Raw genomic sequence first — 14,497 nt, 5'->3', positions numbered from 1 at the left:
AGCTAAGATACCCAACCAATAAGATAATAACCAACGCTTGTGTGTTAGAATCATGCTTGAGATAGCAATTATTAATCTGTCTTAATTTTATAATCCAGTTCCGTTCTATAAAACTTACCCAAAATTACCAAAGTCTAGACACATCTGGACAGCGATAATCTTAGTGTTTATTTCCTGCTTCATCGCGGTCTTAGAATGACTTCCAATCTTGTTTGCCCGCTCCACAAACAATCTCGGTAGAACTTACCGTTTCTGACCGTAGTTCCTCAAAGGAACCGCTACGCTTTCAACTTCGTATTTAACAGAAATAAACCATTTATCAGCCTGTCTAGAAATCACGCAATTATGAGTTACTGTAATCGGTAAAGGTATGGCTAATCGTACCCAGCCAATTGACGGTAATTCAATTCTTTTACCATCGTTTTTAATTAACGGTTTCGCCTTAGTCCCTGACTCTAAATAAAAAGAATCGTGCTGTCCTTTTTTCTTGAATCGGGGTTGTTTCGATGTTTTGGAAAAACACCTATCCCATGCTTGGCGTAAGTCAGTTAACGCCTTTTGTGGGACATTTTTGTTAACTTCGTAATACCAAGCGTGTTCAGATTTAACCTCGGCGACTAACTTTTTATGCAAGTCAATCGCTGATGGTAATTTAAGTTTTTCGCCTTCTTTGCGAGTAGCTAAAATATCTATGATTTGAGCATTTGCCCAGTTGTAAGCGTGTCTAGCGACTCCAGAAGCCTTGCGAAAAGCTGTAATCTGTCGGTTATTTGGAATTAGTGCAGTTTTGAATGATAAAAGCATTGATTCGACCTTCAATGTTGTGCTATGATGTCTAGTATATCAGACATATTAGGATTTGGCAATGCCTCGGATTAAATTTAAACCACAAAATCAGGTAGCGTACGATAAATCACCTTTGCAATTTAAGGTTTTACCTGGAGTCAGGGAAAAAATTAAAGCCGTCCCTGACACAGCAGCAACGGTTGAGGGATTTTGTTGATCAACTTATTGAAGACTTGGACAAACAGTAACATAAGGCTAGTTATGGGTAGAAATTATCAAGCTGTTTCTACCCCTCAAGGGAGGCGTTAGCCATAGTGTGGTGGAGCCATAACCCAACAAATGCGTTGGGTTGCGCTATCGCTTGACAATCAAGACGCTACAAGAAATGGCTAAGGTACTATTATTGAAAATGAACTTGAGACTAATTATCTGCGAAAACTCCATAAGTTGAACTGTAATTAGAATTAAGTGAGTTAAACTCAATGAAATCATCAAGGTTAATCACTTAAAAAGTTACCAAAATCACTATATCTGCATTATATATGTCAACCTCAAATCTTAAAAATGTCGCTTACGCCAAGCTACCTCTATTAGATACCCTTTGGAATCAAGATCAGCAAAGATTACTCATTCAGGGAGAAGTCTTCACAGAAATTCGCTCTCATACTAACTGGGGCGGTGCTGTTACCGCTTGTATGTATGTACCACTAGTTAGATCCCATGTCTGGCAACAAATTACAGATTACCCCCGTTGGGTACAATATTTTCCCGATGTTACTAAAAGCGAAGTTATATCCAGAGGTGATGTCAAGCGTCTGTATCAAGCAGCACAAAAAGCTTTTTTATTTTTTACAGCCCAAGTAGAAATTTATCTGACTGTGGTGGAAGTATTAGGACAGCAAATCCACTTTCAGATGGAAAAAGGCTCATTTACAGATTTTCACGCCAAGTTAGAACTTAAAGATATGGGTAATGGTACTCTGTTAGCTTATACGGTACAAGCCACTCCCAATATTCCCATTCCCTCAATTTTTATTGAACAAGCAATGAATTTGGAGTTACCAGCAAATCTATGTAAAATGCGACAGGTGCTTTGTAATCATCAATAATAGCAATGTCACAGGTAACAACTATTTTGGATTTTTGGTTTGGTCATCCTAATGACCCAAACTACGGGAAAATTCAACCATTTTGGTTTGAAAAACAACCGGATTTCGATGCTAAAGTCCGCGACCTTTTTCTGGAAGATTACCAACAAGCGGTAGCCGGATATTTGCATGATTGGATGAATTCACCAGAAACTTGTCTAGCTTTAATTCTGTTGCTAGATCAATTTCCCCGAAATATGTTTCGTGATACCCCACAAGCCTTTGCAACGGACTGGGAAGCACTGTCATTAGCGCAACACGCCACAAACAAAGGCTATGATAGAAAATTATTGGCTGTGCAACGCTGGTTCATATATTTACCCTTTGAACACAGTGAAGACCCGATTGATCAACGCAAGTGCATTAAGCTATTTCAACAACTTAGTCATGATCCCTATAGTGCAAAAGCGATTGAATCAGCTTTTCGACACAAGGAAATAATTGCCCGATTTGGTCGTTTTCCCCATCGTAACGCCATTTTAGGACGTATTTCTACCCCAGAGGAAGAAGAATTTTTGGAAGAACCTGGTTCTTCATTTTAAGTTGGGGATTGGGTTATTTTCCCCCGCACTCTATGTGGGTTTGAAACTGTTAATTCTCTGTGAGTATGTGTTTCCGTAGCATACAGTAGCCTCCTAGGAAATTTTTCTTTACATATCTATAAGTAAACGTTTTAATTTGTCCAGTCATAAAGCATTAAGTCAGGGGGTTATTTCCACAACTCCCTTTTTTAGTGCGCTGCTTTCTATAAATCGTGCTTAATTTTACTAAAAATCTTTTAATCTACGTCTTTAGATAGATGACATGGGTTTGATAAACTTTTAAAATCACTTGGGTTTTGTGTTATTGAATACACTGGATTGTAGTCTAGTTATTCTAGCTACCATTTTTTGTATTTTTGTATCAAAAATTGACAAACAACCCTATTTTTGTGGTATTTTCACCACAAATAAATGTATTTAAAACCAGTGAGGCCATAACAATGTCTGAAAATTACGGTTTGTTATTAAACGATGACAAAGATCAATCAATCAATCAATCAATCAATCAATCAATCAATCAATCAATCAATCAATCAATCAATCAATCAATCAATCAATCAATCAATTATAACATCAGCATTAGAACTAGCAAAAAATCAGTTATATAGTTTTACAAATAGTTCAGATTTTCAAACTAAAATGCAGTTGGCTTTTGGTGTTGCAGTTGATTCAAATAGGTTTCAAATTGCTTGGAAAAATCAAGATTTCAGTGTAATTCCCAATATTGAAGTTCGTACCGGATCTGAACTTGGTGGAGCAATTGGAGCTTATGCTCAAGCCACTAATACTATCTATTTATCTCAAGATTATCTCAACCAAAATGCAGCCGATATTGAATCTATAACTTCAGTATTATTGGAAGAGATTGGTCATGCTGTAGATGCTAAAATAAATATATTTGATACTCCTGGAGATGAAGGAGCGATTTTTTCAGCCGTTGTTCAAGGAAAGACATTTGAGCCTGAGCAGTTACAACAGTTAAAGGTTGAGAATGATCATACAACTATTACTTTAGATTCTCAAGTATTGCAGGTTGAGCAAGCCAGTATTCCCCTCAGAGAAGGTGGTCAAGAAGGAAGAACTGAAACAATTACATTGGATGGAAAAGGACTTGGATCAGCACAGATTTTCTATGAAATGTATAGCGTTCCTGATCGACTTCAACTTCGTTATGAGGGCAAAGTTATTTTCGATTCAGGGTTCACGTCAGGCAGTAAGACTACGAGATTTAATATTCCCAAAGGAAATTCAGATAAATTAGATGTGGTACTAACTGCTAATCCAAGTATCAATACCACTCGGTGGCAGTATAAGATTGATACTACAACCTGTCCTGTTCCATCACCATTAGAGGTCGTACTTGTAAGTGGTACAGAAGAAGAAAAAGATGGTAAATGTATCCTAAAAGGAACTATCAACATTGGACGAGAAGGATCATCACCAATCCTCAAAGTTGAAGGTACTGTCGAGTACGATGCTACAACAATTAGTATTAATGGAATAGTCTCTTCATTGATTGGTGCTGGTCTTGTAAAAACAATGCCATTATTTAAAAGTCAATTTGATATTGATGTTAAAACTGCTACTGGTTCATTAACGGAAGATGCTAGTTTTACCAATCAGTATACATTGGGTGGAATGGATGTTGATTTTAGCAGTTTGAGTATCAATCCTAATGGATTAGCTCTGGGAGCAAAGTTCAAATTAATTGATGATTTGGGTTTACCTGACTATTTCTTTAGTGGTTCAGATGCACTTTTAATTAGTCAAAATGATGTCAAATTTGGTTCTAGTGTTAAGTTATCTCTACCAAATTTTAAAGATTTTCAGCTTTTTAAGTTTTTGCCTGTTAACGAATTTTCTGATTTTTCCATCGAGTATGTTGCCCCAGAAGACAAAATCAAGATTCAAGGAAAATTAGTAATTGATCCTTTTGCTAAACCAGATGAAAAAACAATTACGGCAGATTTTGCTGGTGATAACTTTATTCAAATTCAAGGTGGAAAAGCAGATGTAAAGGGTTCTCTTGCCGTTAAGGATCAGATTAAACCAGGCAAATGGGGTTTAAGTGAAGTTAAACTGGATATAGACACCCAAAATAAAGATATTGGTGGTAGTGCAAAGATAGTGTTCCCTTTTGGAGCAAAATTTCCACCTAATAATAGTGGGGACTTAACTCTAGGACTTGGTTTTAAATTGCCTCCTGTTGAACTTAATAAAGTATCCATAAAATTAGACAATCTAAATGTTAGAATACCAATCCCAAGTTTTCCTTTTGTTTACTTTCAAAGAGTAGCAGCGAGCGTAGACAATTGGGCTAAATCTGATCCAGATCCTGTTGAATGGAGTGGTGGACTTGGTGCAACACTTGGACCTCAATTTACCATCAGTGGCGATAAATATTCTTTAATTCGTCTTGATGTAGATGCAAAAATCAGTTCAGAACAACTCAGTGCCAATGGAAACACCACTTTTATCAATGATAAAATAGTATCAAAAGATGGAACAGTTACTCTTAATTGGAATAAGAGATTTTACGAAGAAAAAGGCAATTTCTCGCTTTTTGATGGCTTCATTAAGACAAACAGTGGCTTTAGAACTGATTCGAGTCTTAATATTAAGATGAATGGGAGTGCAAGTGTAGGTATACCCAACTTTGTTCCCTTATTTGGTGGTTCACAGCTTGCATCAGGAAACTATTTACTTGACTTCAGTAATGATGGAAATTTATCTAATGACTTTGCAGCAGCGTGGGGTACTTTAAACATTCAAAAATTTGGATTTGAAGTAAATATGCCTGTTGGAGCAAAACTTTACTTTGATGGACATTTTGAACACATGGGAGCTAAAGACTTACCTCCTGTCGGTAGTTGGGCTGTAGCTGCCAATACTCCTTGGATTCTTTTAAGTGCTGCATGGGAAAATGAAATTGGAGCTAACGTACCAGTTCAAATTGAAACTCCTGATGGTCGTCTTCTCAACGAGTCTGAATTTAGTGCAAATAATATTGCCTTTGTTGATGAACTAACTAATTTAAAAACCAAAACAGTCATCATTTTTAATCCCACTGAGGGTATTTGGGATATTGAAGTTCCTGATAAAACAGGATTAGGGAGCATAACATACAATGCTGTTACAAACTCTCAAGCTCCTACTATTGAAATCACTGCACCAGTTACAGACATTACGGATCAGAACGTTACCATTAGTTACAATGCCTTTGATTCCGATTCAAATGCCAAAGTTAGCCTATTTTACGATACTGATAATCAAGGCTTCGATGGCATTTTAATTAAAGATAGTCTTACTGAAACCGATGGTGCTGGTAGTTTTATTTGGAATACAGAAGGTATCACGACTGGAGACTATTACATTTATGGCATGGCAATGGATGAGAATAATCCAATTGCTTTAAGTTATGGAACTGGAAGAGTAAAAGTAACAGAAGCAGCAGACTTATCTGTTACCACAACTGCTAATACCGATTCAGTCAATGTGGGAGATAACCTCACTTACACAATCGCAGTTACTAACAATGGAATCAATAATGCTAAAGGAATAACTCTCACAGATACTTTACCTGATGGAGTAACTTTTGTTTCTGCCAGCATCTCTCCCACTGCTCAATCAGATAGTAGCCTCATTTTTGATTTAGGTAATTTAGAGAAAGGCAAAAGCACTACAGTTAACGTCACTATTACACCTCTAGTAACTGGAACTCTGACTAATACAACCACCGTAACAGCTAAAACCTACGATCCTGATGCGACTAACGATACGACAATTCTAGATACTACTGTCACAACAGCAATACCATTTTCTCCTGATTTGGTACTAACTACAAATGCTAGTGATGCACCAGTAAATTTGGGAGATAAAATTAACTATATCCTCACAGTTACTAATAATGGTGATGGTCAAGCTACAGGTATCAAACTAACCGATAACATTGGCTCATTAGGAGTAAAAGATGTCTTGACTACCTCTAGTCAAGGAACTGCTACGATTGACTCTAACGGTAATGTAACCGCTCAATTAGGCAAACTCAATAAGGGAGGAAAAGCAACAGTTACTATTACCGCTACTTCGATTGTTGCCGATACTCTGATCAATACAGCGTTCGTTACTAGCAATGAAGATGACTTCAATACAACTAATAATTTTTTAATTCAAAGTCAGGCTGTCAATGCAATCACCCCCACATCTGCTGACCTAGAGTTAACCCAGACTATAGACAATCCCAACCCCAAAATTGGTGACGAAGTTAATTTCACCCTCACACTCACAAATAAAGGTGTTGGTATTGCTAGTAGCATCAAAGTCAAAGATATTCTATCCTCTGACCTAGACTTTGTTTCTGCACTTCCCGAACAGGGAATTTATGACAGCCAAACTGGTCTTTGGGATGTAGGGAACATGAGAGACAATCTCACCCGCACATTGAAACTAACTGCTAAGGCGAATAAAGACGTTTCCATTACTAACACAGCAGAAATAATTGCAGTAGCTGAAACTGATCCTGATTCCACACCTAATAACAATAACCCCAATGAAGATGACCAAGCCTCAGTCACCTTAAATGCAGCTTTAGCAACACCCACACTCGCAAAAACTGCTGATGATATCTTCACTATTGCTGGTGGTTCTGGGAACAAACCAAAACTTCAAATTGCCCTTGCAGAATCTAATTCTAATTTGTTGAATGAATTGGGTGTATTTATAGTTGACAATGCTCAAGGCAAAATTAATGGCATTGCTCCGGGAGAAACAGGTTATACCCAATCAGCTTTGAATAAATCAAAAGTGATTTTCTCAACTATTGCTAATATCCCCAATGGATTTGATATCAACAACCTCACAAGCCTAATAGAATTTGAATCTGGCAATAACCTGAGATTCTTATTAGTCAAAAACGGTACAATTGATAGCGTACAGAATGGCATTACCCCAACTTCAGATATACTTTTCTCCGACCTCTCAAGCCAAAAAATTACAGACTTGGGTACTGATGGTTTCTCCTTAGCTTGGAAAGATGGATCTAATAATAATACTGACTTCAAAGATTTGGTAGTCAACATTAAATCCACAAATGACTCTTTACCCTTGGGGACAAATCTGCAAGGAAAGCAACAAGGAGAAGTCCTTGATTTACGCGGGATAACCAACAATGTAAAAGCTAATTTTACCGTTAATAGAGAAGCAGCTTTTAACAACTTTGTCGGCTTTTATAAAGTAGCAGATGAAAATGGTGGAATTGATATTGATGACAATGGTGCTGTTGATTTCCGTCCCGGTGACTCAGGTTATGCTCAAGCGGCTATAAAGAGTCGTGTGGCGGGAATTGATCTCAGAGTTGATAACCAAGGAACCGCGACTTTTACAGATAAAACATTGACAGGAGGAAGTATTTTTGCACCGTTTATTCTTACTAATGGTCGGACAGTAGATCAAGTTCTGAATGGACAAGTTGACCAAGCTTACTTTGCCTATTTAGGAGCTAATAGTGATAAGGTAGATCACATTCGTTTGTTAGGAAATAACGTCTTTGGTTTTGAAGATTTAGCAGGTGGGGGAGATAAGGATTACAATGATATTATTGTCAAAGTAAATTTGACTGTCGTTTAGCGGGTAGGGGTTTAGTACTGCTTAATGGTGTCAACTTAACGTAAAACCCATATCCCGACTGGGAATGAATTCCCAGTCTAATAGCAAAAGTCATCTAAAGATGACTAAATAACCCAAAAATTTTTGAGTAAACTTTAGTTTACTTTGGCTATTAGCCCGGAAATTCATTTCTGGGCGGGTGTGGAAGCAAACAGATAAGCCATTTTTAACTTAAGTTGACACCTATTAGCACTGCTAAACCCCTACGCTTGTACTACAGGTTGGGATATTTTCTTCATTAGAAGTTTCTGTCTGAATTGTGGTCTATTTAATCTATCTGCTATTTTTTTCTCTAACTAAATTAAACAATTAAATATTGATAATATCTTCATATATTTCTGCCATTTCTAGAATCAACCCAACGGAATCTAAATGTAATTTATCATCACGATTAATCAAAATTTGTATAGTCCAATTTCCTTTTTCATCTTGACGATAAACTTCTACCTTGATTTCATTTTGAGAAATTAAAACATATTCTTTTAAACTTGCTAAACTGCGGTAATTAACCAGTTTTTCCCGTCTATCTATAGTTTCTGTACTTGGTGATAGCACTTCGATAATTAAACAAGGATAATTTAAAAAATAACGGTCTTGATCTTCAGTGTCGCAACTAACGATCGCATCAGGATAGTAAAATATAGTTTTATTGTCATTGGCTAAATTTATTTTCACTTTCATGTCTGACATGAAAACATTACAGGAACTACCCCGTAACCCAGAACGTAAAAGCGAGTAAACATTTCCAGATATTATATTATGTTCTTTACTACCTCCAGCCATAGCAAAGACTTCACCAGCAAAATATTCATGACGAATATCGCTAGATTGTTCTAATTCTAGATATTCTTCGACAGTGAAAAAGTAAAGAGGAGATTGCATAATTTTTCCTTTTTTAATAATTCTGAAATTATTGTCAAGTCTTTTACCAATTTAGCTAAAGTGCGTTAAAATCCACTCTGGTTAAGAGGATGTTTGAAAAGTTTTGAATGTATAGACTGACCCCTCTCCAAACCTCTCCCCTGCAAGGGGAGAGGCTTTAAAACTCCCATTCCCTTGCAGGGAAGGGGGGTAGGGGGGTTAGGTTTTTGGAGATTACGGGTTTGATATAATACTTTTCAAACAACCTCTAACTCAAAATCAAAAATCATCCTATTTATTTTATGCCAAAGTAGTCGGTTTTAACCGACTTTAGCTTTTAGACAGGGAATTTATTCCCTGGCTTGAAGGGACTCTCAAATCTAACCTGTAAACACTTCTGCGGGTAAGCGATTAAAGGCAAGACGCTCATTTTGGACATCTACAAAAATGGTGTCACCGTCGCTGAAATCACCGCGTAAAATGGCTTTGGCTATTTGGGTTTCTAGTTCCCGCTGAATAGCTCTTTTTAATGGTCTTGCCCCAAAAACGGGATCATACCCGACTTCAGCTAAAAAGTCAAGGGCAGAACTAGATAATTTCAAAGATATTTTCCGGTCAGTTAATCTTTGTTTTAACCTATCTACTTGTAACTGAACAATATTCCGCAATTCGGATTTTTGTAAACTGTGGAAAATAATTAATTCATCCAGACGGTTTAAGAACTCTGGACGGAAACTACTTCGCATTGCTTCCATGACGCGATTACGCATTTCATCGTAACGACTATCATCTCCAGATATATCTAGGATATATTGAGAACCGATGTTACTGGTCATGATGATAATACTATTTTTAAAGTCTACTGTGCGACCTTGGGCATCTGTCACCCTACCATCATCAAGGATTTGCAGGAAAATATTAAATACGTCGGGGTGGGCTTTTTCGATTTCGTCGAATAAAATCACCGCGTAGGGACGACGACGAATAGCTTCGGTTAGTTGTCCTCCTTCTTCATAACCCACATATCCAGGAGGCGCACCGATTAGTCGGGAAACGTTGTGCTTGTCCATATATTCGGACATATCAATCCGCACCAAAGCTTCCTCTGTATCAAACATATAAGCAGCTAGGGCTTTCGCTAGTTCGGTTTTACCGACACCAGTTGGACCGAGAAAGACAAAACTCGCAATGGGACGGTTTGGGTCAGAAAGTCCAGCGCGAGAACGTTGAATGGCATCTGCGACAGCAGTAACGGCTTCATGTTGACCGACAACCCGGTGATGTAATTCATCTTCTAAATGCAGGAGTTTTTCTTTTTCTGATTCGACTAATTTATTCAGGGGAATGCCTGTCCATTTAGAAATGATTTCGGCAATATCGGCTTCTGTAACTTCTTCGCGTAATAGTGATTTTCCGGTTTTTTGAGTTTGGGAAAGTTCAGTTTCTACGGCTTGTAATTGCCGATGTAAGTCTGTTAATTTGCCATATTTTAATTCCGCAGCCCTGTTAAGATCGTAGTCTCTTTCGGTTTGTTGAATTTCTAAATTAACTCGGTCAATTTCTTCTTTAATTGATTGAATTTTGGTGATAATCCCTTTTTCAGATTGCCATTGTGTGCTAAGGGTTCTTTGATCTTCTTTGAGGTCAGCGAGTTCTTTTTCTAATCTTTCTAAACGTTCACGGGAAGCAGGATCACTTTCTTTTTGTAAAGAGAGTTTTTCCATTTCTAATTGCAGGATTTTCCGATCTATTTCGTCCAGTTCTTCGGGTTTGGAGGTAATCTCCATCTTGAGTCTAGCAGCGGCTTCATCTACTAAATCAATGGCTTTATCGGGCAGAAAGCGATCGCTAATATAACGATTAGAGAGAGTGGCCGCAGCGACGAGAGAACTATCAGAAATTCTCACACCGTGATGGACTTCATAACGTTCTTTCAAACCGCGTAAAATGGAAATTGTATCTTGAACGTTGGGCTGATCTACATAAACTTGTTGAAAGCGTCTTTCTAAAGCGGCATCTTTTTCCAAATATTTACGGTATTCATCCAAAGTTGTCGCCCCAATGCAGCGTAATTCACCTCGTGCTAACATTGGTTTTAACAAATTTCCCGCATCCATAGCCCCTTGACTTGCACCTGCACCGACAACGGTATGAATTTCATCAATAAACAATACAATATTCCCACCAGATTCGGTGACTTCTTTTAATACGGCTTTGAGACGTTCTTCAAATTCACCTCGGAATTTTGCTCCCGCAATTAAAGCCCCCATATCTAAACTGATGAGTTTACGATCTTTGAGAGATTGGGGAACATCACCAGCAACTATCCGTTGTGCCAAACCTTCCGCAATTGCCGTTTTCCCTACGCCAGGTTCACCAATTAAAACCGGGTTATTTTTGGTTCTGCGGGAGAGAATTTGTACTGTCCGTCTAATTTCATCATCACGACCGATTACGGGGTCTAATTGACCTTTGCGAGCGGCTTCTGTGAGATCACGTCCATACTTCTCCAGTGATTGATATTTACCTTCTGGATTTTGGTCAGTCACTTTTTGTTTCCCCCGAATTTCTTTAATAATATTTTTGAGTTTGGTTTCATCTAAACCGAATTCTTGCAGTAAACTCTTGCCAAACCGATCATCTTTGGCGTAAGCTAACAGCAAATGTTCAATAGAAATAAATTCGTCTTTAAATTCTTGACGATATTTTTCTGCCCGATCTAATAATGTATCTAAGCTGCGTCCTAAATAAACAGAAGCACTAGTCCCCGATACTTTGGGTTGACGTTGGATAAATTGCTCGGTGCGATCTCGAACTTTTTGCAAATTTGTGCCAGCCTTAGTGAAAATCGCGCTGGCCAGTCCTTCCTGTTCCAGCAACCCTTTCATCAGATGTTCACTTTCTAGCTGCTGTTGCTGATACTGTTTAGCGACATCGGGCGTATGAGCGATCGCTTCCCAGGCTTTTTCTGTAAATTGATCAGGGTTGGTCGGCTGCATAAACTTTTAGAATAACAAACTACTGTCTAATACGATCATTGTAAAAATATCTGGGCTAATAGCTAGATCGGTCTTCACGTCTTTAATATGTAGTATTATTGCCCAATCTCAGATAACTGTTGCTGTATTCCGTTCTATAAAACTTACTGTGACTTACATCTTCTGGGCGACAGGCTTTAATTTAAAATTAATGTCAAACATGAATAAGTAGCCAAAACCGTATATTTATTTAAATACAATAATTAATATCTAATCTAAATTTTACGTAAATACTTAGTAGGGGTTTAGCATTGTGCTAAACTCCCACACTCGATGCTTAATTATTGATTTTTTGGATGTAGTCTGATCTCTAGCGGAAATATTTAAAGTTTTTCGGACCTGTATAACCAGTGATCTTTCCTAATTCCTCTAGAGTCTGCACTCCGCTATAGATTTTACCATTAATAACCCAACTTGGGAAACCTTCGATTTTTGCAGCTTTACATAATTCTGGTTTACCTTTGGGACTATCACCAGCACATTCTACTGTAGAACTTTCACTAATGATTGTATAAGCTTCTTTGCCAAAAAGTAGCTTCTGTTCGTGACAGTGTGGACACCAATAAGCTACATATTCCTTAGCACCAACTTTAACAAGATGTTGAGCTAAAGCAATCTCCGCTTCACCAGATTTAGTGGTAATTTCCCAGCCAAATTGAGGATTTGGTTGTTCTTTAGGAGTAAAGGTAATTGCTGTGGGTTTACCATCAGTTGATTCAGTAATATTACCTGATGGGCTGACTTGAGAATAAACTCCTAAAGTCCCAATTAGCGTTACCATTGCCACAATCAAAGCCGTAAATAAAAGTTGTCCAATATCTTCCCAATCCTTACCTGTAACAGTTAACACTAACATGGTTAATGCAAATAAGGCAGAGGCAATACAGTAAGGACAAATAGCTTTGAGTTGAAATGCCAGGACATACATTAAGTATCCACTAAAAACTGACATAGCGATCGCTCCCACAAACAGCAACCACCAAGTCAAATTTTCCAGTTGTTTCTGACTTTTGTGATTTTCCCCTGTGTTCAAGGCTAAGGGAGCTAAAGCGAATATAAACATCCCAATGTATGCCAACAAACCAAACAAAGGTAATGGTTGACCTAAAAACGTAGCCCAAGGACTAGAAAGGACATCCACACAACCCTTAACATTTTCTGCTGTAGTACAAACCGGAGTGCTGCCGGTCAGCTTTTCAAAAGTGAGATAACCTGTATTCAGGATACCAAATCCAGCGATGGTTGCGATCGCCGGACGTGACCATTTATGAATCCAAGGGGTAGAACGACGACGAATCATAATATTGGTGATTGGGGACTGGGGACTGGGGACTGGGGACTGGGGAAGAGAGTCTAAAGATCCTCATAATCATCTAAATCAAGCAAATCAAAAGAATCATAGTTTAGACAATTTCTAATCAAGCAAATCAAAAGAATCATAGTTTAGACAATAGAGGTCTGCGGGCAGCTTCGACAAATTGACTGACGCGATTCGGATCTATCGGTTGCTGAATTTGACCATAACGTTTCAGAGAACTAGAAACAATCACCCCGTCTGCTGCTTGTAGTAACGTCCCCACATTTTCCCAACTTGCACCACTACCAATAAAAACAGGAGTACCAGCAGCAGCATTACTAGCCAGTTCCAAATCCTCTTGGTCAGGAGGACTACCCGTAGCCCAACCAGATAAAATTACCGCATCAGCCAAACCTCGTTCAATAGTATCCTTAACAGCAACAGTGAGATGAGGAGAACTTAAAGGACGAGCGTGTTTTACCAAAACATCAGCAAAAATTTTCACATCAGATCCTAATTCTCGCCGATATCGCAGTAATTGATGAGCTTCCCCCTCAATTAATCCTTGGTCAGTTGCCATCACACCCGTGAGAACATTAATTCTGACAAACTGGGCATTAACGCAACTAGCAATAGCGATCGCACTCCTGCCATCATTACGTAACACATTTAACCCTATAGGCACAGTGACTAAATTTTGGATGCGTTGAACAACCACAGTCATCGCACTGACAACGGCTGGATCAACTTGATTTTTGGTAAAAGGGGCATCGAAAAAATTCTCAACGATTATCCCATTTACCCCTCCACTAGCAAGGGCTGTGGCTTCTTGTTCGGCACGGTCAATCACTGCTTTGAGACTACCTCCCCAACGGGCTGAAGTCGGAAGAGGTAGCAGATGTACTACGCCAATAATTGGTGTTCGGGTTTTAAATAACTGATGTAAATCCACGGCTTTAATTTATTTTTGACATACTCACCGACCTGAAGGTGCGGTGATTCTTGACACTTCGCCAGAACCCGCCACAAGTGGTCTTATCGTCCCTCCATGTCCGTTTAAAGTCTCCCAATGCCCTATGGCGACTATGACCAAATTTTAACATAAAGCCGTCCTGGAAGGACGGGGCTTGTGTCCCGTCTTTTCGGTCACAGTCTGGAGTC

9 protein-coding genes are annotated in these 14,497 nt (G+C 38.5%); 4 read left to right on the top strand and 5 right to left on the bottom strand.

Annotated features, from left to right (window positions below; all coding sequences use genetic code 11):
- Nucleotides 1–243: 243 nt before the first annotated feature.
- Complete coding sequence (locus HGD76_RS07150; protein WP_233467086.1) at nucleotides 244–804, bottom strand: RNA-guided endonuclease InsQ/TnpB family protein; 561 nt, start codon at nucleotides 802–804, stop codon at nucleotides 244–246.
- Between the two features lie 61 nt (nucleotides 805–865).
- On the opposite strand from HGD76_RS07150, the gene HGD76_RS07145 reads away from it, so the two are divergent.
- The 4 genes from HGD76_RS07145 to HGD76_RS07130 all read left to right on the top strand — a co-directional run bounded on the left by HGD76_RS07145 (nucleotide 866) and on the right by HGD76_RS07130 (nucleotide 8,101).
- The gene (locus tag HGD76_RS07145; RefSeq protein ID WP_168694536.1) at nucleotides 866–1,003 is read left to right on the top strand and encodes a hypothetical protein; all 138 of its coding nucleotides are present in this window, start codon (nucleotides 866–868) and stop codon (nucleotides 1,001–1,003) included.
- A 325-nt stretch (nucleotides 1,004–1,328) separates the two neighbouring features.
- Nucleotides 1,329–1,895 (top strand): SRPBCC family protein, encoded by a 567-nt coding sequence (locus HGD76_RS07140; RefSeq protein ID WP_015081166.1) that lies wholly within the window; start codon nucleotides 1,329–1,331, stop codon nucleotides 1,893–1,895.
- A 5-nt stretch (nucleotides 1,896–1,900) separates the two neighbouring features.
- On the top strand, nucleotides 1,901–2,476 hold the full coding sequence (locus HGD76_RS07135) for a DUF924 family protein (protein WP_168633831.1): 576 nt from the start codon (nucleotides 1,901–1,903) through the stop codon (nucleotides 2,474–2,476).
- Between the two features lie 471 nt (nucleotides 2,477–2,947).
- Nucleotides 2,948–8,101 carry a DUF4114 domain-containing protein gene (locus HGD76_RS07130; protein WP_168695348.1) on the top strand — a complete coding sequence of 1,718 codons (5,154 nt, stop codon included), beginning with the start codon at nucleotides 2,948–2,950 and terminating at the stop codon, nucleotides 8,099–8,101.
- Nucleotides 8,102–8,449: 348 nt separating this feature from the next.
- Here the strand turns inward: HGD76_RS07130 and HGD76_RS07125 are convergent, their stop codons facing one another.
- From HGD76_RS07125 to btpA, 4 genes are all read right to left on the bottom strand, one after another.
- The gene (locus HGD76_RS07125) at nucleotides 8,450–9,022 is read right to left on the bottom strand and encodes a Uma2 family endonuclease (RefSeq protein WP_168633834.1); all 573 of its coding nucleotides are present in this window, start codon (nucleotides 9,020–9,022) and stop codon (nucleotides 8,450–8,452) included.
- A 359-nt stretch (nucleotides 9,023–9,381) separates the two neighbouring features.
- The gene (gene clpB / locus HGD76_RS07120) at nucleotides 9,382–12,000 is read right to left on the bottom strand and encodes an ATP-dependent chaperone ClpB (RefSeq protein ID WP_168695347.1); all 2,619 of its coding nucleotides are present in this window, start codon (nucleotides 11,998–12,000) and stop codon (nucleotides 9,382–9,384) included.
- A 349-nt stretch (nucleotides 12,001–12,349) separates the two neighbouring features.
- Entirely contained in the window at nucleotides 12,350–13,339 is a 990-nt protein-coding gene (locus HGD76_RS07115; RefSeq protein ID WP_168695346.1) for a vitamin K epoxide reductase family protein, read from the bottom strand.
- Nucleotides 13,340–13,475: 136 nt separating this feature from the next.
- Nucleotides 13,476–14,288 (bottom strand): photosystem I biogenesis protein BtpA, encoded by an 813-nt coding sequence (gene btpA / locus HGD76_RS07110; protein ID WP_168695345.1) that lies wholly within the window; start codon nucleotides 14,286–14,288, stop codon nucleotides 13,476–13,478.
- Nucleotides 14,289–14,497: the final 209 nt, after the last annotated feature.

Origin of the sequence: Dolichospermum flos-aquae CCAP 1403/13F, assembly GCF_012516395.1 — a bacterium.
GTDB classification, from domain to species: domain Bacteria; phylum Cyanobacteriota; class Cyanobacteriia; order Cyanobacteriales; family Nostocaceae; genus Dolichospermum; species Dolichospermum lemmermannii.
The sequence above is the reverse complement of the archived record's forward strand: the minus strand, read 5'-3'. Positions and strand labels throughout refer to the sequence as shown.

Excerpts from the sequence above, each read along its gene's own strand:
- HGD76_RS07130 (WP_168695348.1), top strand. The coding sequence starts at position 2,948 with ATGACAAAGATCAATCAATCAATCAATCAATCAATCAATCAATCAATC.
- HGD76_RS07125 (WP_168633834.1), bottom strand. The coding sequence starts at position 9,022 with ATGCAATCTCCTCTTTACTTTTTCACTGTCGAAGAATATCTAGAATTA.
- HGD76_RS07150 (WP_233467086.1), bottom strand. The coding sequence starts at position 804 with ATGCTTTTATCATTCAAAACTGCACTAATTCCAAATAACCGACAGATT.
- HGD76_RS07115 (WP_168695346.1), bottom strand. The coding sequence starts at position 13,339 with ATGATTCGTCGTCGTTCTACCCCTTGGATTCATAAATGGTCACGTCCG.
- HGD76_RS07145 (WP_168694536.1), top strand. The coding sequence starts at position 866 with ATGCCTCGGATTAAATTTAAACCACAAAATCAGGTAGCGTACGATAAA.
- clpB (WP_168695347.1), bottom strand. The coding sequence starts at position 12,000 with ATGCAGCCGACCAACCCTGATCAATTTACAGAAAAAGCCTGGGAAGCG.
- HGD76_RS07140 (WP_015081166.1), top strand. The coding sequence starts at position 1,329 with ATGTCAACCTCAAATCTTAAAAATGTCGCTTACGCCAAGCTACCTCTA.
- HGD76_RS07135 (WP_168633831.1), top strand. The coding sequence starts at position 1,901 with ATGTCACAGGTAACAACTATTTTGGATTTTTGGTTTGGTCATCCTAAT.